Below are 21,007 nucleotides of genomic sequence, written 5' to 3'. Positions count from 1 at the left end.
CAAGATCGCCGCGAATACCTCTGGTCAATGCTGCTTAATCACCTCTTTGTGCTGAGTCGTCTGCAACCCGCCCAAGATCCCACGCGCTACCAGCATACGCTGCTGTTAGCCGCGCTGATCTGCAAGCGTCTGGATCGTTGGAGTCCAGGTTCATCCTGGCCCCCCACACGCTGGCCGGAGGTCCAGTGGCGAAACCCTAAGCCCGCTTCCGTGGCAGTGTCAACGCCGCCGCCGCCACGGAAGCTAACGCCTACTCCCTTCACCCCCGGCGCCGCCCACGCCCTGCTCATCGGCGTCGGCGGTGATCTGCCCAATACCATCCAGGATGCCCAAGGGCTCTACAATACCCTTACCGACCCGCAACGCTGCGCCTATCCCCCGCAGCAGGTGACGCTCCTTACCGGCCCCAAGGCGACGCGCCGTGCGATCCTCGATGCCCTTGCTCAACTTGCTACCGTGGCCCAGCACGATCCCCAGGCGATCATCACGGTCTACTTTTCTGGCCACGGTGTCGGTGAGCCCGCTTCGTTCCTCTTGCCCTACGGCTACCAGATCAGTAGTCTCGCCACCACTGCGCTCTCCGGTCAAGAATTCAGTGAGCGCCTCCAAGCAATTCGGGCCAGTCGCCTGCTCCTGCTGCTCGATTGCTGCCATGCGGGCGCGTTCACCACCATCAAGCAAGCGGGCCTCAAGCCCACTCCCCTGCTGCCTGAACTCGACAAGCTCGCCCAGGGTTCAGGGCGCGCCGTCATCGCCTCTTCACACCGCGACGAGTTCTCATACGCGGGCAAGCCCTATAGCTTTTTTACCCAAGCCTTGCTCGAAGCACTCGCTGGTCATGGCGCATCGAAAGCGGATGGCTATGCCTATCTTGCTGATGTGGCCATGTATGTTGGGCGGGTTGTGCCTGAACGGACTGAAAAACGGCAGCATCCCAGCTTCAATTTCAGTGAGTCCGATAATTTTGCCCTGGCCTACTATGCCGGCGGCGCAATTGAACCAAAGCCGCTATAGTCTTTTAGGATCGTGGGAGGGGTTCGGGGAGGGCGAATACCAATTACCATTGAACAGGCCGCATGCATAATGACATTCAAGCGCATTGAGACGCCATGTCCGGCTTTCAGCTATCGGCTATCGGCTATCGGATTTGGTATTACTCACACACTCGTCCCTGTGCCAAACGGATGCCTACGCTACGATGAGTGAAGAGATGGCGCGGGTTGCGTCCGTCTTCACCGAGCGCTTCGCGTAGCCGCCGCAACAGGGTATCAATGCGCTCGTCGTTCACCTCAAGGTGTTCTCCGGGGTAGAGCGCCACCAAAATCTCGTCGCGGCGGCAGACTTGCCCCGCTCGCCGGGCTAGATGCTCCAGCAGGCTGAACTCTAACGGACTCAGTGAGCCCTGAAGTGGCTGGCCATCCACCAACACCTGGCGCTGCCGCAGATCTATCGTGACCCCACTCGCCTCATCGCTGGCCTGTTGCTGCACGTAGCTCGCAAAGAGCGGCGCGAAAAGTTCTGGCGGATTGGCGCTTGTGAGTATTTCTTTCAGTTGCAGTTCATACAGGCTGGCCCCATCCTGCTCGCTGAGGGCCAAACGGCCCTGCACCAACTGACGCACCAGCCGCTGCTCTTCGGGTAGCAGGTCGGCCCAGAGCTTGGCGCACTCGGCTGCCAAGGCTGGACGACGCACTAGGGCAGCGCAATCATGATCATTGGTACCCTCACGCACAAGGCTCCAGGTGAGGGTGCGGAGGAGCGACGGGTGACGCCCACTCAACCTGAGTACCGCCTCGCGTAGCTCGGCAGGAAATTGCTGCCCGTGGCGCAACTCGATGCGCTCGAACATCTCAAGCGCATCCGCTTCTGCATACATGCCCAAGCCAAAGACATGCGGATCAAACATCTCCCAGAAGCTCTCCACCTCGACACAATCATCATAGACCCGCTGGCGCGCTGCGGCTAGCCGTTCGCGTGTCATGGTCAAATAGACCACATGGTATTTGAATTCGTCGCGTAGGTAGCGCAGGTTTAGAAAGAGGCGCGGCGCAAGCCGTTGCCAGATCGCTTCAAACTGATCAAAAACGATCACCAATTGCCTACTATACTGTTTGCAGAGCCGTCCAATGATCCGTTCAAGGTAGCGGAATGCCAACAATTCATCCGGTTGAGCAAGCAGAGTACTGTGGAGCCGATCCAGTTCGGCCACAAACTCACGCGGTAAACCGCTGCCCTCCGCTTCGCAGATCAAACGGTGGATCATCAGTTCCAGCACCGCAAACTCGTCTGGGCGCTTACCCAGGTTTAGGGCATTGCTATCAAGCAACAACACCCAGACCAACTCATCGCCCCAGTAGTGGGTCTGCACATCACGTCGCTGCAAAAAACGGGCCAGATTGGTCTTGCCGACGCCCGTAACGCCAATGATCGAACAGCACTCGCCCGCACGGAGCGTTGCTGTCACCGGGCGCAACAGCGCCTCACGAAAGGTGATTGGCAGGGGACGATTACGCTGATCGATACTCATAGCGCACCCAAATCAAACTCCGAACGATTCAACACATGCAACAGCGGCTCGGCGGCGACACAAGCGCCATCAGCGGCCCGCCCCGCTTGTACCTCAGCCATGGTGAGCCAACGTACATGGGGTGTCACCAACGGTAATTCGTGTTGTAGCGTAACGAGGAAGGGGTAGAAACATGTACGACTGCGTAGGCCATATGTGGGCGATGTACGCATGCCCACAAAGGGTGGCGGTAAGGCCCGGAGGTGCAGATCATCCGGCATATGCAATTCCACAGCCAACTCTTCGCGCAACTCGCGCAGCAGCGCCGCCTCAAGCGAAGCATCGGTATATTCACGTCGTCCCCCGGGTAATTGCCAAGCCCCAGCGGCCTGATCGAAGGTAAAGAGGAATGCCCACTCATCTGCGGCACGACTCTGCGCCACAAGACCAACTGCGGCCTCAATCTCGCGTACCGCCAATGATCCAGGCAGCACCTCTTGGCGACGCTGATCGAGCGCCGCAAGGAAATTGGCCCCCTTCGCAAACGGATGGCGTAATTGCTCGCCTGGCGTCACCCCCGCACCCTGCCAATCGGCGACCAACGGCGCTTCAGCAGCAACCAGATCGCACCAGGCCCGCAGCGCCCAGCCCGCCGCTGGCGAAACCACCCAAGCCCCCAGCCCATCACTGGTCAGCCGCACCAGCCCCATGGTTGCCACCATATCCACCACACCCAAGAGATACTCCTGATCCTGCACACCCTCAAGCTCAACCAAGCGCCCCGGACGCCCATCCTCCCGTGGTGCCGCTGCCGCCAACTCATCCAGCAAGATACAGATGCGTGCCCGCCGTAGCGCCAATGCTGAGTGCTTCGTCTCCATGGTAAGCCTCCTTATTCTTTGTGGCGGCTTCGCCTCCTCTAAAAAAAACCTTTGTGTTGCATTGTGGCGGCTTTGCCGCCACAATGCAACACAAAGCTAAGTTAAAACATACCCATCAAGGCTGCAAGGATCACCCCCAGCAAAACCAAGAAGGGCAAACAGCCAGAGTTACGGGACTCATGGGCATGCTCCAGCGGCATATAGATCACCGTCGGACGAGGCTGCCAGAGGCTACGCAGACTCGAAGCCACGATTGCAAGCACAACGGCTGTCAACAACAGACCACCAGGCGTCAGCATAAGAGCTTCCATGGTAGACCTCCTTGTGTCGCTACGGGGTTTCGGGAAGAGGGATGTTGTGGCGTGGGTTGTGCCTCAAGCATACCCTTTCCGGCGTCGTGCTATCTGTAGCAGAGGTGGCAACAATGCGACAACTGGCTGGCAGGATTGACTCTCGCGTTGTGGTTTAAGGGTGGAAAGAACATGTGTTCATTTCCACAAAAGAGTGCAAAGGAACGCAATGGGCTTTCGCGTTCTTGATAATGCGACATGTTCAAGGGTAATTGGTATTACTTTTGCACTATTTCCTATTTCCTATTTCCTGCTTCCTATTTCCTATTTCCTGCTTCCTCCCTCCTCCCTCATCCTCACCCCAGCATTCGCTTCGCCTCTGCGAGCGCCGCTTCGTGGGGCTGGGCACGGCTGTAGCGGTGGCAGGCGATCCATGCGTTGGCCAGTAGGCGCAGCAGCGGCAAACGCGCCTCTTCAGCAGCACTGAGCGGCATCGTCGCATGGTAGCCGTCGAGTAAGCCTTCGCGCCACGCGGCTGGGTAGAGCGCACAAAGGCCGCAGGCAAGGTCAAAGAGGCCATCGCCGCTCACACAGCTTCCCGGTTCCACAATTGCTTCCAGGTGAATATGCCCGCCCGCAGTACAGCGCACTGCCTCTGGGCCAAAGGCCCCATGCATGAGCACAGGCTGGCTAATTGCGAGGCGTGGATCGGCCAGGAGGGCCAGCAGGGTCGCCCGTTCCGCCTCACCAAAGAGCAGCGTGTCAGTTGGCGGGCCCGCCATAAGCGCCCCAAGCTGGCGCAAGGCTACACCCCACGAACGCGCTGGCCAGCGTCCACTACGCTGCGGTCGCCCGGCTCCCGGCATGGTGATGCGGTGCATACGCCGCAAAACGCGGCCCGCCTGCCGTCCCGCTCCACGCAGGAACGGCTCGCTCCCTAAGGCCAGCGCACTGCCACCAGGGACATAACTCTCCAACGTGTAGGCAAAGGGCACCAAGGTACACGAAAGATCACGCTGGATAATGCGCGCCGACGGCAAACCCTGCCCACTCATGGTGCGCGTGAAGCTCACATGGGCCGCAAGGTCATCCTCAGGCGCGATTCGCAGCATCACATGCTCGCCCGGCGTCGAGATGCGTACCAACAGGTGCTGTTCCGTCTGCGTAAAGAGCGTCACCCCGCTGGGGCGCAGGTTGGTTGCGCGCACCACGAGCGCCGTGTAGTCGCCCAAGCGCCCCAATGCTCGCCGCCACGCATCACTCACGCCTTCGGCCACCGGCGGGATATAGTGATTCAGTGCGCTATAGTTCATGGGGAGGGTTCCAAACCAAGTTTGTCTGTTGGTGCAAGCTTTGGGGCTATGCCCCACGAAAGCTTACCTCACATCCGGGAGTACAAAGCGCAAGGCTCGATTTGCGTTACGGTCAACGATCCAGATCGATCCATCAGGCCCAACGGCAAGACCACTGGGGCTGGTTAAGGAAGCAAAGTCGTCACCTGGGCCGCCCCAACGTAGCAGCATGTCGCCCCGTAGGTTGAAGGCCATCACTTGGTTGCGGCTCGGTACGCTGATATAAACGGTGCCCTCCGGGCTTGTTGCAATTGAGGGATCGTCGTAGGTGTTGGGTCGCCAACCACTGACGTTCCAGGTGACGAAGGGGATGCGATCAAGCCTGCCGCTGCCGTCCGGCGCAAAGACCTGCACGCGCCCGTTCCATATATCCGCTACATACAAGTTGCCCTGCTGATCCACGGCTACCCCTGTTGGCTCGTTGAATTGCCCGGCTTCACTGCCCGCTGACCCAAATTGATAGAGGAAGTTGCCCTCATTGTCCGTCACGACAATGCGTCTGTTGCCAGTGTCGGCGATGTAGACGTTGCCTTGACGATCTACGGCGATGCCCCGTGGCCCGAAGAAGCCGAGTGGGTTGGCTTCGTTCCGCAGCGGATCGCCTTCGGTGATGGTGGCCCGCCGTCCATCAAGCAGGTCCTGATCGCCTTGGCCCCAGGTAGTCACCACTTCGCCGTTGGGATCGTATTTGACAATGCGGGCGTTCCATGTGTCGGCTACGTACATGTAGCCTGCATCATCTACCGCAACGCCACGCGGTTCGTAGAATTGGTTTGCGTTGCTGCCAAAAGAACCCAGGCTGCGCTGGAAGATCCCCTGGCTGTCGAAGATGTTGATGCGGTGGTTGCCGGTGTCGGCCACATAGAGCTTGCCCGCGCTGTCCACCGCGATGCCGGTTGGCCCACTTGCGTCGGGCGGCATCTGGGCAACGTTGCGTGCCATCAGGCGCAGTTCCGGGCCTATGCTTTCGCTTACCACTGCCCCGCCGCCACTTGCGAGATCGGCGCGTAACCAGAATTCCATCTCGCGGCCCCCCGGCTTGAGCGGCGCAGGCAGTTGGCGGTAGATCAGAAAGTTGTAGAGGGTGTCCCAGTTCTGGCGCTGGAAAGGCCAGAGCAGCACATCAAAGGGGCCATGCACCTGATCGCTGATGTCGCGCCCACAATCGTTGATCAGTTCATCCGCGGGCGTCCATCTGCTGAAGTAGAAGCGTTTGTAACCAGCACTCTGCGGCGAACACTTATCGCCCTCAGGGAACCACCAGTTAAAGACGCCGGTGTCGCCATAGGGCTGCACATAGGCTTCGCTCAATACCTGACGCACTGCTTCGCTCACATGGGGTTTGTAGAGCATAATCACTGGTGCAAGCGCAGTTGAACCATCGGGCATCTGCACCTCGAAGGCGCTCAAGCGCGGGTTGTCGAAATAGGCATCGCGCCGCGTCCACGCCACACTCTGGAAGTCGCGCAAGTACCACTGCATGGGCCAAGCGAGCGATCCGTCACCACTGCTGTTGCCGCTATCCACAATCAGCGGCATGCTCAAGCCCCCGGTGACATCGGCACTCGTGCGCTGCCCTCGCGTCATGTTGATCGCCAACTCCTGCACCGTGGCCGCATAGCGCGGCACCTCCGGCGCGGTTTGGGTATAGACCAACAGTTCAATCGGGGTGTCCGGGTGGGTATAGACCGCCAGCGAGGTGGCGCGCAGGGTGTAGGCCCCCACGAGTCCCGCCCCGCTCAGTGCCACCGCCGCCACGACCGCTTTGGCCCCCAACGAACTCCCCAAACTGAGCAGCCAGTAGATCATTCCGCCCGCAATCACGAGCGGCACAATGCCCTGCAAGAGGTTGCGTTGGGCCGCTTGGGCCGTGCCGTCGAGCCCCAAGCGCCAGAAGGCGACCGAGATTGCTACGAGTGCCAGTGAGGTGAGGATGGGCACGAGCCAGATCTGCGGCGGCGCTTGGCGCGCCATGCGCCCGAGCCGCGCCAAGGCCCAAGCGGCCAAGAGGTTGCCCGGCAGGGCCATATGCACCACGAGCCAGGGCATCTTTTCGCCCGCCCACGAGAAGATGATCAGGGTCGACCAGAACCAGAAGACAACCAAGAGCGGGTAGAGTTCCCAGGGGCGCAAGGGGGCAGGCATTGCTGCTGCCGTATTTGCAGCCTCATGCTGCTCTTTGCCACCTGCACCTGCACCCTCTTTTTCGCTAGCTTGTTTTGCCTGCCGTGTTGCCATGAATGTGCGGATGGCGTGGTAGCCCACTGTCGCCACCATCGCCCCCACCGTCCCCAAGCTGGCCAGCACCGCCAGAGGATCATAGAGTGGCAGCAGCATCAAATAGTAGTACCAGGGCTGATCGCCGCGCGCATACTCCTGCTGGCTGCCCAACCAGTAGGCCAAACCCGCATAGAGGCCATCAATTGCGCCGGGCAGATAGGCAAAAAACGATGAGTAGAGCGTCAGATAGATGCCCCCTAGAATCCCCAGTGCCACCCAGAGTACTCTGCGTTGCTCAAACCAGAGTTGCTGCAAACGCGGCAGCAGCAGCGGCCTGGGCTCCCACAGGCGCTGACAGAGCCACGCTAGCAGGAAGGCCGAAGCAACAAGGAACGCCTTTTCACCAAAATAGAGCCCCTGGCCCACCGGGATACGCGGGTTGAAGAGCATCAATACCAGACACATGCCGATCACCCCGCTCAGAAACATCGGCACGTAACGCGCAAAACGGCTCTCGCTCAAGAGACGCATCAAGACAAAGATACCAAAAATGAAGAAGAGAATATAGTAGAGTTCGTGGGTCGCAATTGCCAACGCCACCGCTGCTGCCGTCAGATAGAGCCAGCGGGCCCGCCCGGTATCGAGCCAGCGTAGCGCCCCAATCAGCATCCAGAGTTCCCACAGCACCATGAGGCCATCGTGGCGCGCAAAGCGTGCATAGTAGAGCAGTGAGGGCGAAAAGGTGATGAGTATGGCCGCCAAGAGCGCCCCACTGCGCCCTAGGTAGGGCCGCAACCACCAAGCTGAAGCGGTCATCAGTATACCTGCCACCGCCATCGGCAGCCGCGCCTGGGCATCACCATCACCAAAGAGAAAATAGGCCAACGCGGTCAAATAGTAGAGCGAAGGCCCATGGTAGACCGGATCGTAGCAATAGGTTAGCGACGAAACCCCGCCCCGTGGCCGTCCCTCTTCGTCTAAGCCACTCCAGCAGTTAAAACCACCAGAACCCGTATAGAGCCGCCAACTCGACCAAGCGTGGATACTCTCATCGTGGTGCAGGGCCATGCGCCCCAAGCCCCACAGATGGGCCACGATGCTCGCAATCATTACCACCGTAAACGCCACAACCTCCCAATTGATCCGCGTAAGGTCAATCGTCCGGCTGAGGATCGTAGGATGTTGAGGGTGATCTATTTGTGCCATATGTTGGTGTTGAATATTGGATACTGGATACTGGTGTGGATCTGCTTGGGGCTTCGCCCCAAACCCCCGCCTGAAATTAACATCACTCGCCTAAACCAAGCCCTATCTGATCGGCAATACTTGGACGCACTGCAATGATCATATCGGTTGAACCAAGGGGCGCACCAGGATCGCGGAAAAGCAAGAAACGCCACATTCGCTCACCCACCTCGCGCTCAAGGGGTGCCCGTAGGAATTGACCGAGCAATGAGGTCTGCGTCAGCGGCACCTCGCGCCAATTGGGCCGCAGGCGGTAGATTTCGTCTTCGGGGAACCACCAGCGCAAGGGGTAGCGCTGGATAACGAATTCTTCAAGGTGACGCCGATTCTCTGGATGGCGATCCAGATTCTCCTGCAACATCACCACCGCCATCACTTCGGCATCGGGTGGCGCCAGCAGTTGCCCGCTGCTACGCTCGGCGTTGTTGAAATTACGCAGGTACCACGTCCAGACCGTCTCGTTATCGTAGATCACCGGCATTGCCAAGCCATGCCCCCGCCGGATCGAGGCTTCCTCAATCCGCCGCACGATCCGCATCACGTCGGGCGATGTTTGGGTATAGACCAAAGGCTCAACCGGCACATCGCCGTGTACAAAGGCCAAGCGCACGCTGTTGCGTACGGTGTAGAGGCTCAAGGTGAAGACCATACATACGGTGAGCAGGATCAGGGCCGGACGAAAGCTGTAGCGAAAGCCCGCACTCAGCGTCAGCAGGAAGATCAGCGCCACCGTCGCAAGCACAATTAGCGCGGGGGTCAAATAGGGCATCACCGTCGCCGCATCGGGAAAGTCCACCACGGCGCTCATCAGGGCAAAGCCCAGGCCAATCACGATGGCAAAGAGGCTGCCGTAGAGCGCCCAGACGCCAGCAGAAATCTGTGGAGCTTGGCCGGGGCCGTCGGGTGCCGGACGCGCCCCCCAGATGATCCGTTGCAGCGCCCAAGCCGCCAAGAGCGTAAAGGGCAGGCTGATGTGGATCGTCAGCCAGGGCATCTTTTCGCCCGCCCAGGTATAGATACCGAGCGAGGCGAGACCCCACCAAGCGAGGAACGGGATGCAGAAGGTGCGGTGGAAGGGGTCTTCCGTTTGGCCTTGTTCCGCTTCTGCCTCCACAGACCTACGCAGGCCCAGCAGATCATAGGCCACAAAGCCCAAGCCAATCGCCACAAAGAGCAGCAGCAGCGGCTCGTAGACCGCCAGCAAGAAGAGGTAGTAGTGGCCCGGTTGCCCACCCCGTTCCACATTGTGTTGCGCCAACCAATAGAGGAACGAGCCGGTGACCCCACTGACCATGCCGATCATGTTGGTGAAGAAGGCGCTAAAGAAGATTAGGTAGATCGCCAAGAAGATGCTCAGGGCATAGAACCAGCGCCAGCCCTGGCCCAAACTGCCAAAGGCAATCGCCGCTGGCACTTGACGTTCGCATGCCACCTGCCAGGGGGTTACGCCATCAGCATTGCTGCGCCGCCAGATCAGATGGATCAGCAGCGTGATCGTACCGAGCGTCAAGCCCATGGCGAGCATAATCGCGGGATGGCCAAAGAACTTCCAAACCTCCCCCAAGTAGAGCCCCAAGTTTTCCAGCAGGCTGCGCCCGCCATCATTATCGGCCCGATTACGCACCCGCAGCGCATAGCCATTATCATCGGTGGGCAGTGGCGCCCAGCCCAAGAAGCCAGGCCGTTCAATCTGCATCGCCCCTGTCTCTGGATCGCGCAAGGCGTTGTGGGCCCCGTCAACCTTGGCTTTGCCGGGCAACACAAAGATCAGCGCCGCCCCCATGACGCCGAGCAGCAGCACAAGCGGAATACCCGGCTTATAGACCTGCCACAAAAAGGCTATGGCCAGTGGCGCGGCCATGATCAGCAAAAAGAGGTAGCTCGTCTCCAGATTGACAAACATCAAACCAAAGGCAGTGCTCCCCACCAGCAGCCAGCGCAACTGGCGCGACGAGACATAACGCACAATTGCAACAAAGACAAGCAGCTCGCACACCACCGAATAGATGTCATGGCGAAAAAAGCGCCCCACATAGAGCGCCACCGGCGAAATAAGCAGATAGACCGCCGCAATGAGCGCAGCAGGACGCCCCAGTTCGCGTCGGAGCAGGTAGGGCAGCAGGGTTAGCGCCGTACCAGCCAACGCGGGCATCAGGCGTGCCGTGAAATCGTTATCCCCAAAGAGGAAATAGCCCAACGCACCCAAGTAGTAGAGCAATGGCCCGTGCAACAACGGATCGTGAATGTAGCCACGACCCACAAAGAGAAACCACGAATAGGAAGCATGGAGCGTCTCATCGTGGTGCAGCGCACGATCCCCCAAGGCCCAGAGGTGCGCGATCAACGCAAGCACCCCCAGCGCAAGGTAAGCCAATTGCTCGACGGTGAGCGACCAAGGATGGGCTTGGTCAACAGAATCCGGCGGCGCTGCATCAAGCTGCCGCTGGGAGAGATCAAACGTGGTCATCACACCTCTGAGCAAGCCAATTGCACCGGGCAACAGAAACCTGTGGCATTTTACACGAGATCAAAGCTGTGGGGCAAATGCGTTTATGCCAAACCCTGTTGGCCATGCCGCATAGTACCATTTCAGATTGTAGATTGCAGATTGCAGATTGCCGAACATAGCGATCTACAATCCACAATCTACAATCCACAATCTACAATCTACAATCTACAATCCACAATCTACAATCTACAATCTACAATCTACAATCTACAATCTACAATCTACACCGGCAGCCTCGTCTTCAGCAACGCCCCCTTGAACGCCGCATCACCCAAGGGGAAGCCTTGGCGCTTGCGCGCATCGCGGCGCATGAGCAGGTTGGCACTCAGGAAGTTGAAGAGCATGCGCGGGTTGCTACTATTGACCTGGAGATCAAGCGCACGCCGCAGGATTGAAGGGAATGTGTAGAAGGCTTTGCGCGCTTCAAGGCAGCGCTGCTCAACCTCAGCCGCACTCATGCCACGCGGCACAAAGGGCAGCATGCCAAAGCGGTAGCGCTCATCGAGCCACCAGTGTTCAAAGCGCAGCCGCCCCTCAGCGGCAATCCGCTGGTACAGTGGTGTGCCAGGGAAGGGCACAATCTGGTTGAAAGCGGTCATAAAAAAACGGTGGCGCAGCGCAAAGGCCATGGTTGCCTCAAACGCCTCAGGCTCATCGTCGTCATAGCCAAACATGAAGGTCGCATAGATGCGTAGACCATAACGTCGCAGGTTGGCCAGGGCCACCTCATAACCGCCCTGCATCAGATTAAAGCCCTTACGCATCTGCTTCAGATTGCGCGGATTGAGCGTCTCAAAGCCAATCAGCAGCCCTTGGCAGCCACTCGCCTTGATCAACTGCAAGAACTCCTCGTCATGGGCGGCATGAATGCTGCACTGGCTTACCCAGCGGATACGCAGCGGAATCAAGGCCCGAAAGAATGCCTTAGCCTGCTCCATGTTCGAGGTGATATTATCATCCACAAAGAAGATGAGCTTGTGTTCACCACCCAACGCACGCAACTCAGCCAAAATATCTTCAGAGGGGCGGCGATTCTGGGTGCCCCCAAAATAGGCGTGAATCGCGCAAAATTCACAGCGAAGCTGACAGCCACGTCCCGCCTCAACCAAGCCCACTGGAAGGTAGCGCTTCCCGGCAAAGATGCGCCGATCCAGCCGCAACTGGCGCAACGACGGGCGTGCTGCTTGACGATAGACGCGCTGCATGCGCCCAGCCCGCCAATCAGCCACCAACTGCGGCCAGGTCTCTTCTGCCTCACCAATCACAATCGCCTCAGCATACTGCAACGCCTCAGCAGGCACCAAGGTCGGATGAAAGCCGCCCATCACCACTGGCACACCGCGCCGCCGATACTCCGTCGCAATCTGATAGGCCCGCTTGGCGCAATAGGTCTCGACACTGAGTGCCACCAGATCGGTAGGTGCAGCATAATCCAACGCCTCCATACGATCATCAAAGAAGCGCAGCACCACCTCTGGCGGCGTCAACCCCGCCAACGCCGCTGGCGCCAAGGGCTCCATCTGCCAACTACGGATATAGGGCTCGCCCACACGGCGGCCCATGCAAGGCTGGATCAAGGTGATGTGCATGGGGGGAACAGGAGAACAGAGGAACAGGGGAACAGGGGAACAGGAGAACAGGGGAACAGGAGAACAGGAGAACAGAGGAACAGGGGAACAGGAGAACAGAGGAACAGGGGAACGGGAGAACAGGGGAACAGGGGAACAGGGGAACAGGGGAACACTGGTAGATAGGTATTGTACCACTTGCGAAGCCGCGAAGCCCTCGCCTCTTCACCTCTTCACCTCACGCATCCCCAAACCAACGTGTCTAGTGCCTATGCTATACTACCCCTACCATTGCTTTGGAGGTGTAGCTGTGACCGTACCTGAGCCTGAGGTAACGGTAACCCCGACAGTGATCTTTAAGGTTGCTGAACGGGAAGATTTGGAGAAGCCCTACCGCGTGATTGTGCAAAATGATGACGTGACGCCCATGGATTTTGTGGTCATGGTGCTGCGCGTCTTCTTTGGCTTGGCCATCAACCAAGCGATGCGGGTCATGTTGACCGCCCACAATGAGGGCCGCGCCCTCGTCACTGCGCTACCCTATGAAGAGGCTCAAGAACGGGTCTATCAGGCCCACCATGCTGCACGCGAGGCGGGCTATCCGTTGACCTTTTACCTTGAGCCCGATGAGTAGAGGTACAGAGAGAGGTACAGAGTTTTTTCACCACAGAGGCACCGAGGACACAGAGGTTTTATGAGATTCGGGAATTAGGTTTGATTTGTTTGTGGTGAAACACTTCGCGTCCTCGCGTCCTCGCGTCCTCGCGTCCTCGCGTCCTCGCGTCCTCGCGTCCTCGCGTCCTCGCGTCCTCGCGTCCTCGCGTCCTCGCGTCCTCGCGTCCTCGCGTCCTCGCGTCCTCGCGTCCTCGCGTCCTCGCGTCCTCGCGTCCTCGCGTCCTCGCGTCCTCGCGTCCTCGCGTCTCTCAACATCTAGGAGTCCCCATGTCCCGGCCACGTTTTGCCGTGATTGGGCTGCTGTTGCTGCTGGCCTTGCTTGCCAGTTGCGATCAGGCAGCCAATCCCTCTAGCTCAGTTGACCAACCAAGCCCACTGCCTAGCCCTGAACCTACGTTAGCCCCCAGTCCGACGCCACTCCCTCAGTATGCGCCTGGCTCGACGATTGCCGGCGTTGATGTTTCGGGGTTGGAGCGGGCCGAAGCTGCCGCCCGTTTGCCCCTAGAGTTGGCGCTGCCCCAGGTGCTGGAGTTGCGGATTGGGGCGGCCCGTTTACGCCTAGAGCCCTCCATGATCGCGTTGGAAGCGCCACTTGATGCCCTGCTTGCCGAGGCGGATGCGGCGCTGCAACAGAGCCAGCCGATTACTGTGCCACTGCGCTTGAGCATTGATGAGACGGCGCTGCGCCAGCAGTTGGCTGAAGTGGCCCCAGAGGTGGCCGTTGCGCCGGAGTTGCTGGTCTTGACCGATACGTTGGCGATTTCACGGAGCTTTGCCTATATCCCCGGTCAAGTGCTTGATCTCGATGCAGCCCTGGCTGAGGTGCAGGCCGCCCTTGATCGTGGCAAAACTGGGCCACTGAGGCTCACGCTTCAGCCCGATCCCACGCCCCCAACGGTATCTCTTGAACGCCTACGGGCTGAGGTGGCCAATGTGGCCGCCGAGTTGCCTGGGGTGCTGGGCTTACACCTTGTTGATCTCGCCAGCGGTGCCACCATGGGCTGGAATGAGCGCAGTGTCTTTTCGGGTGCTAGTACGATCAAGACCGCCATTATGCTCTATGCCTACATCAATCTGCCTGAACTGAATGAAGAGCATGAGGAGTGGTTGCGTGAAATGATCCGGGTGAGTGATAACCTCACAGCGAATGATCTGCTCTCGGCAGGCGCAGGGGGCGAAGGTACCTGGATCGCCTTTGTAGGCGCTGATGAGATGAGTACCATGCTGCAAGAGGATTTGGGCCTGCGCCATACCTACCTCTATGTCCCCTTCGAGACCACTGATTACATTCAGATCTTTCGCCCAACGTTTCGTTGTGGCCCCCTTGGCCCCGTGGGAGCAACTCCCTACACCGAGATGGGCAACTGCCTGCGGGCCGAGCCAGAGAGCATGGCCCAACTCTACCTCATGATTGATCAGTGTGCCAATGGTGCCGGGCCCTTGCTTGAGTTGTACGAAAACCTTGATGCCGCACGCTGCCAAGAGATGCTTGATTGGCTTGCCATCAATGAAGATGACAGCCGCATTGCTGCTGGCGTGCCCGCTGGGGTGAGCGTAGAGCATAAGAGTGGTTGGGTCGAAAATATGCAAGCCGATGTGGGGATCGTCCGCAGCCCTGGTGGCGACTACGTCCTTGCGCTCTACTACTACCGCCCCTTGCCACCAGGGCGCGACCTCTGGTATGACGAAGAGATGACGCCCATCCTTGCGGCGCTGTCACGTTTGGTTTATAGTGCCTATAATCCCAAATCCGATAGCCGATAGCCGATAGCTGATAGCCGGACATGGCGTCTCAATGCGCTTGAATGTCATGAGGCATGCGGCATGTTCAGGTGAAACGTAGCGCCCATGAAACGACTTGCCATAACCATTGCCTACCCCAAAAGTGCCCAGGTGCGCCTCACCGATGCGCGCGATGCCGGTCATGTCACGGTGAATGCCTTCCACTTCGACCTGCGGCCTGGCGCGTTGCAAGCAGTTACGCCAGCCTTGCAGGATGGGGTGAACATCCTGCGTTTTGTGGTGACGACGCAGCGCTTCCGTGAGAAGGTCTTCAACCTTGATCTTGATCGGCCCCAGTGGATTGGGCGTTTTGAATTCTACATCAACGAGCAGTTGGTGAGCATTTTTGAGGATCAGGGCCTTGCGCTGCTCGGTGGGGGCAGTTACCTGATCGCGCAACTAGAGTTGAGCCTCTACCATCCCATTGTCGTACCCACACTGCCAGAACTTGTGAACCGGATCCGGCGCATTCCTGGCATGACCGATACGGTGCCCAAAGATGTGGGCCGCGCTATCGTCCATACCAGTTTTGCCAATCAGCTTACCATTCGTACATGGAAGAATCGCTTTGGGGTTGATTTTGTCTATGTATGTGATGGTGATAACACTTGTCAATACGCAGGCTACGTCGGTTGGGTGCATGCCGCAGGGCTACGGCGCACCCTCTTGGCCCTGCGCGAAGCGTATACGGTTGCGTGCCCTTGATCATTGTGGTACAATCCACAACAAATCCCATGACTGATGAGTCTACGATCAGTGTTGATTGTGACGGCCAAGCGAGCCGTTTGATGCAGGATCAGTGCTAAACCCAATACCTTTCACATAAGCTCGCGCAAAGCCGCAAAGGTTTGGTGCGCAAATGCGAAAGACTTTGCGTCCTTGCGCCTTTGCGTCAAGAAACCCAGCGTATTTGAAAAATATTGGTACTAACCCTGATGCTTTGCTGTTGGCCATAGGCCGTAATGCCACATGGTTCGTCGCAACGTGGTTCGCTGCCGATATGGTTCGGTGGGATAGCGTTGCTCAGAACATAGGGGAAGACTCTCATGAAGCGACAGATGCTCGTGCTGTTGGTTGCTGCACTCGCCATGATTTTGGCGGCATGTGGTGGCCAGCAGCCCCAGGCCCCGGCGGCTGAACCCGCCGCGCCTGCCACCGAGGCGCCCGCTGCACCCGAAGCGCCCGAGACGCCCGACACGCCGGAGGCAACCGAAGAGCCCGAAGCGACCGAAGAGCCGGCTGAGGTGCCCACTGCCGAGCCTGCACCTGCAGGGGGCGAAATGGCCCAGCCCGTTACTGGTGGGATGCTGCAGACGATCATTAGCCGTGGCAACCTGATCTGTGGTGCCAACCAGGTGCTGCCTGGCTTCGGTAACGTGGATGCGGCTGGTGAGTTCAGCGGCTTCGACGTTGACTTCTGCCGCGCTGTGGCCGCCGCGATCTTCGATGACCCCACTAGCGTTGAGTTCCGCCCGTTGACCGCTGCCGAGCGTTTTACCGCCGTGCAGACGGGTGAGGTGGATGTGCTGATCCGCAATACCACCCACACCCTCAGCCGTGATGGTGCCGTTGGCCTCGACTTCTCCCCCATCACCTTCTATGATGGCCAGGGCATGATGGTGCGCATTGCCGATGGGATCGATTCGCTTGAGGATATGGCCGGTGCCCGTATCTGTGTGCAGACTGGTACCACCACCGAGCTGAACCTCGCCGACAATTTCCGCGCCCGTGGCCTCGACTTCGAGGCGGTGGTCTTCCAGGATGCTGATGCCACCTTCGCCGCCTACGACACCGGCCAGTGTGACGGCTTCACCACCGATAAGTCGGGCTTGGTGAGCTACCAGACCAAGGCCAATGATCCGAGTGAGCACAAGATTCTGGACGTGACCATGTCCAAGGAGCCGCTCGCTCCCTCCGTGCTGCAGGGCGATGCCCAGTGGGCCGATGCGGTGCGCTGGATCGTCTTTGCCACCATTGAGGCCGAAGAACTTGGGATTACCTCTGAGAACATCGACACCTTCATGGATAGCGATGAGCCCACCATCCGCCGCTTCCTCGGCATCGAGGGCGATCTGGGTGAGGGCATTGGTCTGCCCAACGATTTCGCCGCCCGCGTGATCCGCCACGTCGGTAACTACGAAGAGATCTACAACCGCAACCTCGGCCCCGATACCCCCTTCAACCTGCCCCGTGGCCAGAATGCGCTCTACACCGATGGTGGCTTGCTCTACTCGCCGCCGTTCCGCTAGGCGCAGCGTAACCCAGTTACGCGCTTTGCTCTCGTAGGAGAGCAACAAAACTGCGGGGCCTTCACCCCTCTCCCACAACGTGGGAGAGGCGGTGCCCGGTTGGTGAGCCTGTCGAACCAGAGCTTGCTGAAGGGGGTAGGGGGTGAGGGCCATCCAGGGCATCCTAAAGCCCTAAGCTTGGTCTTAGGAGCAAAGGTTCGGCCCACCCTTCAACCAATCCGGCGGAGGTTTGGGGGAGGCATCGCCTCCCCCAAAAGACTCTTTTTGCGACGTGAGGGAGCATCACGAGCATGGCGATTTCTTCTGCTTCAAAGACGACGATCCCCTTCTACCGCGATACCCGTATCTTGGCGATCATTGCCCAAGTAGTCTTTGCTCTGGTGATGATGACGCTCTTCTGGTTCCTCTATACCCAGATGATGCGGGGCTTGGATCGGGCGGGCCTGTTACCAAGCTTTAACTTTATTACCCAACCCGCTGGCTTTCCTATTAGTGAAGCTGCCATACCCTTTGATCCTTCGCGTACCTATGGGTACGCTTTTTTAGTTGGGATTACCAATACGCTGCGTGTCGCCTTCTTCGGGATTATTCTGGCGACTCTTTTGGGCGTTTTCTTGGGCATTGCCCGCCTCTCTGAGAATTGGCTGTTGCGTAATCTTGCAACCGCCTATGTCGAGATTGTGCGTAATGTGCCCCTGCTGCTGCAACTCTTCTTCTGGCTTACCATGAGCCAGTCCTTCCCACGGGTGCAGGATGCCGTTGATGTTGGTGGTTGGTTCTATCTGCATAATCGTGGGATCACGATGGCATGGCCAGAGGCAACCGCAAGCTTTACCGCTTGGCTGATGATCTGGGTCGTGCTTGGTTTGCTGCTTGGCGTGGCTTTCTACATCCAGCGCCAGATGGAGTTTAAGCGCCGTGATCGTCCTGGCGTTGCGTTGCCTTGGGCTCTATTGATTGCCTTTGGTGTGGCCCTCTTGGGCTTTTTTGTGCAGGGTATATTGTCGCAATCCTTTCCGCTGGTGCTTAATGTGCCTGAACTGCAACGCTTTGGCTTTACTGGTGGTTTGACAATGACGACCAATTTTGCCGCGTTGCTCTTTGGCCTCGTGATCTATACGGCGGTCTTTATTGGCGAGATTGTCCGCAGTGGTATTCAGGCGATCAATAAGGGCCAGCGTGAAGCTGCGCGTGCCTTGGGCCTGACCCCTGGACAGACCTTGCGCCTCGTAATCTTCCCGCAGGCGCTGCGGATCATGATCCCGCCGCTCACCAGCCAGTACCTGAACCTGACCAAGAATAGTAGCCTCGCGGTTGCGATTGGCTTTCCCGATCTCTTTGCTGTTGCGGGTACGACCCTCAACCAGACGGGTCAGGCTGTGCCGGTGATCATGATGGTGATGGCGGCCTACCTGAGTATCAGCCTGCTCACCTCGCTCTTTATGAATTGGTACAACAAGCGCATTCAGCTGGTGGAGCGATAATCTATGGCAACTGACATCTCCCAGCCGCGCACCCGTGCGCCGCGACCAAGTATTGGTGTGGTTGAGTGGCTACGCCAGAATCTCTTTAGTAACTGGTGGAATAGCCTGATCAGTATTGTCCTGCTGATCATCATCTCTCAAGTCTTGTGGGGGCTGTTTCGCTGGATTATTGGCAGTGAAGGCTGGATTGCGGTGGCGAGCAATGTGCGCCTCATTCTGCTTGGGCGCTACCCATCCGCTGAAGTCTGGCGCCCCCAACTGATTGTCGCTATGGCGTCGCTGCTGCTTGGGCTGAGTGGTGGCATCTGGCGCGGTATTCCTCTGAGTCTTGCAGCAGGCTTTAGTGGAATTATGCTGTTGCTTGGGTTTGTCTCTTTTGCGATGCCAGCAAGCGAGACGCCGCTGCCCATTTCAACGACGCTCTTCCTTTTTGGCACTGCTGCCCTCGGTGCCGCCGGTATTGCAGCGGCATGGCGCTTGCGCGACATGCTGCGCTGGCCGGTTGTTGCGGGTTGGTTGCTGCTCTATCCGGTGGCGATCCTGATCCTACACGGCAGCGGCGGTGATACGACGATTGGTACCAATCTCTGGGGCGGGCTGCTGCTTACCCTGCTGCTCTCGGTGAGTGGCATCGTACTCTCCTTCCCCTTGGGTATTCTGCTGGCCTTGGGGCGGCGCAGTAAACTGCCGGTGATCAAGTGGTTCTGTGTGGGCTACATTGAACTGATCCGGGGTGTGCCGCTGGTGACGTTGCTCTTTATGGCTTCGCTTATGCTGCCGCTCTTCCTGCCTGCCGAGGTGCGGATTGATGCGGTCGTGCGGGCCATTGTGGCCGTGACCCTCTTCAGTGCGGCCTATTTGGCCGAAAATGTACGCGGTGGCTTGCAATCGTTGCCCCGTGGTCAGACTGAAGCCGCTCAGGCTTTGGGCCTTAATCCGGTACAGATTACCCTGCTGATCACCTTGCCCCAAGCCTTGCGTGCGGTGCTTCCCGTCCTCGTAGGCCAGTTCATCGCCCTCTTCAAAGACACCTCGCTCGTAGTGATCATCGGCCTCACCGATCTGCTCGGCGCAGCCCAAGCGATCTATACCCAACCCCAATGGCTCGGGATTCCCGGTGGGGTTTGGCGTGAAACCTTCTTTGTTGTGGCCGGGATCTACTGGGTCTTTACCTTCACCATGTCGCGGACCGCCCGCAAGATTGAGTCTAATCTGAATGTGGGGCGGTAGGAAAGAACAGGAGAACAGCAGAACAGAGGAACAGGAGATGGCGTGCAGGAACATACGAAAGAACAGGAGAACAGCAGAACAAAGGAACAGGAGATGGCGTGCAGGAACAGTTGTTCCGTGGAGGATGCGTGAGGTGAGGAGGCGAGGAGGCGAGGGCTTCGCCTCCTCGCCTCCTCGCCTCCTCGCAAACTGTAAAACCGCCACGAACCATCCTATTTCCTATTTCCTCGTTTCTATATCCTGCCCTAAGCACATGAAAGCACAACCATGAGCAACCAAACAACTGATGACATCATCGTCTGCGAAGGCGTGAATAAATGGTTTGGTGAGTTTCAAGCACTCAAAGATGTCTCCATCCGCGTCAAAAAGGGCGAGGTGGTGGTGATCTGTGGGCCGTCTGGGTCGGGCAAGAGTACCTTCATTCGCACGATCAATCGCCTAGAGGAACATCAAGAAGGCCGGATCTTCGTTGACGGCATTGAGATGACCAACGATATTCGGAATATCGATATGATCCGCCGCGAAGTGGGCATGGTCTTCCAGCAGTTTAACCTCTTCCCCCACCTGACCGTCTTGCAGAATGTGACCCTAGCGCCTCTCTGGGTACGCAAAAAGACGCGCAAGGAGAGTGAAGCCAAGGCGATGGAGTTGCTCAATCGGGTGGGGATTGTCGAGCAGGCGCTCAAGTACCCCGGCCAGCTTTCGGGTGGGCAGCAGCAGCGCGTCGCCATTGCCCGTGCCCTCGCAATGGAGCCGCGCATCATGCTCTTTGATGAGCCCACCTCGGCCCTCGACCCCGAAATGGTCAAGGAGGTGCTTGATGTCATGAAGACGCTCGCGCGCGGCGGCATCACCATGCTCTGTGTGACCCACGAGATGGGTTTTGCACGCGAAGTGGCCGACCGCGTGGTCTTTATGGATCACGGTATGATTGTGGAGGAGAATACGCCTGATACCTTCTTCACCAATCCGCGTCATGAGCGCACGAAGCTCTTCTTGAGTCAGATTTTGTAGGG

Annotated in this window: 16 protein-coding genes; 9 read left to right on the top strand and 7 right to left on the bottom strand. The window is 58.4% G+C overall.

Features of this window, described 5'->3' with window-relative positions; translation table 11 throughout:
- Positions 1-1,014, top strand: a 1,014-nt coding sequence (locus tag CJ255_RS03295; RefSeq protein WP_133117000.1) for a caspase family protein, incomplete at its 5' end; no start/stop codon positions are given.
- A 139-nt stretch (positions 1,015-1,153) separates the two neighbouring features.
- On the opposite strand, the gene CJ255_RS03290 is transcribed toward CJ255_RS03295, so the two are convergent.
- The 6 genes from CJ255_RS03290 to CJ255_RS03265 form a co-directional block, all read right to left on the bottom strand.
- Complete coding sequence (locus tag CJ255_RS03290) at positions 1,154-2,527, bottom strand: winged helix-turn-helix domain-containing protein (protein WP_097642674.1); 1,374 nt, start codon at positions 2,525-2,527, stop codon at positions 1,154-1,156.
- Positions 2,524-3,387 (bottom strand): NUDIX hydrolase, encoded by an 864-nt coding sequence (locus tag CJ255_RS03285; RefSeq protein ID WP_097642673.1) that lies wholly within the window; start codon positions 3,385-3,387, stop codon positions 2,524-2,526. The genes CJ255_RS03290 and CJ255_RS03285 overlap by 4 nt, the downstream gene beginning before the upstream one ends.
- A 101-nt stretch (positions 3,388-3,488) precedes the next feature.
- Positions 3,489-3,698, bottom strand: coding sequence for a hypothetical protein (locus CJ255_RS03280; protein ID WP_097642672.1), 210 nt, complete (start codon positions 3,696-3,698; stop codon positions 3,489-3,491).
- 335 nt (positions 3,699-4,033) lie between these two features.
- Positions 4,034-4,990: an aminoglycoside phosphotransferase family protein gene (locus CJ255_RS03275; protein WP_097642671.1), complete on the bottom strand. Its 957-nt coding sequence runs from the start codon at positions 4,988-4,990 to the stop codon at positions 4,034-4,036.
- A gap of 63 nt (positions 4,991-5,053) precedes the next feature.
- Positions 5,054-8,455, bottom strand: coding sequence for a flippase activity-associated protein Agl23 (locus CJ255_RS03270; RefSeq protein WP_097642670.1), 3,402 nt, complete (start codon positions 8,453-8,455; stop codon positions 5,054-5,056).
- A gap of 82 nt (positions 8,456-8,537) precedes the next feature.
- Positions 8,538-10,961 (bottom strand): flippase activity-associated protein Agl23, encoded by a 2,424-nt coding sequence (locus CJ255_RS03265; protein ID WP_097642669.1) that lies wholly within the window; start codon positions 10,959-10,961, stop codon positions 8,538-8,540.
- A gap of 148 nt (positions 10,962-11,109) precedes the next feature.
- Here CJ255_RS03265 and CJ255_RS23295 point away from each other — a divergent pair, with 148 nt between their 5' ends.
- Positions 11,110-11,262, top strand: a complete 153-nt coding sequence (locus CJ255_RS23295; protein ID WP_165774545.1) for a hypothetical protein — start codon at positions 11,110-11,112, stop codon at positions 11,260-11,262.
- Here CJ255_RS23295 and CJ255_RS03260 read toward each other — a convergent pair.
- Positions 11,225-12,592: a B12-binding domain-containing radical SAM protein gene (locus CJ255_RS03260; RefSeq protein WP_174714047.1), complete on the bottom strand. Its 1,368-nt coding sequence runs from the start codon at positions 12,590-12,592 to the stop codon at positions 11,225-11,227. The genes CJ255_RS23295 and CJ255_RS03260 overlap by 38 nt on opposite strands.
- A gap of 289 nt (positions 12,593-12,881) precedes the next feature.
- On the opposite strand from CJ255_RS03260, the gene CJ255_RS03255 reads away from it, so the two are divergent.
- The 7 genes from CJ255_RS03255 to CJ255_RS03220 all read left to right on the top strand — a co-directional run bounded on the left by CJ255_RS03255 (position 12,882) and on the right by CJ255_RS03220 (position 21,005).
- Positions 12,882-13,205 carry an ATP-dependent Clp protease adaptor ClpS gene (locus CJ255_RS03255; RefSeq protein WP_097642668.1) on the top strand — a complete coding sequence of 108 codons (324 nt, stop codon included), beginning with the start codon at positions 12,882-12,884 and terminating at the stop codon, positions 13,203-13,205.
- A 308-nt stretch (positions 13,206-13,513) separates the two neighbouring features.
- On the top strand, positions 13,514-15,010 hold the full coding sequence (locus CJ255_RS03245; protein ID WP_097642666.1) for a serine hydrolase: 1,497 nt from the start codon (positions 13,514-13,516) through the stop codon (positions 15,008-15,010).
- Between the two features lie 84 nt (positions 15,011-15,094).
- Positions 15,095-15,733, top strand: coding sequence for a hypothetical protein (locus tag CJ255_RS03240; RefSeq protein ID WP_097642665.1), 639 nt, complete (start codon positions 15,095-15,097; stop codon positions 15,731-15,733).
- Positions 15,734-16,074: 341 nt separating this feature from the next.
- Positions 16,075-17,277 carry an amino acid ABC transporter substrate-binding protein gene (locus CJ255_RS03235; protein WP_097642664.1) on the top strand — a complete coding sequence of 401 codons (1,203 nt, stop codon included), beginning with the start codon at positions 16,075-16,077 and terminating at the stop codon, positions 17,275-17,277.
- 290 nt (positions 17,278-17,567) lie between these two features.
- On the top strand, positions 17,568-18,761 hold the full coding sequence (locus CJ255_RS03230; RefSeq protein WP_097642663.1) for an amino acid ABC transporter permease: 1,194 nt from the start codon (positions 17,568-17,570) through the stop codon (positions 18,759-18,761).
- 3 nt (positions 18,762-18,764) lie between these two features.
- Complete coding sequence (locus CJ255_RS03225; protein ID WP_097642662.1) at positions 18,765-19,991, top strand: amino acid ABC transporter permease; 1,227 nt, start codon at positions 18,765-18,767, stop codon at positions 19,989-19,991.
- Positions 19,992-20,258: 267 nt separating this feature from the next.
- Positions 20,259-21,005, top strand: coding sequence for an amino acid ABC transporter ATP-binding protein (locus tag CJ255_RS03220; RefSeq protein ID WP_097642661.1), 747 nt, complete (start codon positions 20,259-20,261; stop codon positions 21,003-21,005).
- Positions 21,006-21,007: the final 2 nt, after the last annotated feature.

The sequence above is a fragment of the Candidatus Viridilinea mediisalina genome (genome assembly GCF_002532535.1).
Lineage (GTDB): Bacteria > Chloroflexota > Chloroflexia > Chloroflexales > Chloroflexaceae > Viridilinea > Viridilinea mediisalina.
The sequence above is the reverse complement of the archived record's forward strand: the minus strand, read 5'-3'. Positions and strand labels throughout refer to the sequence as shown.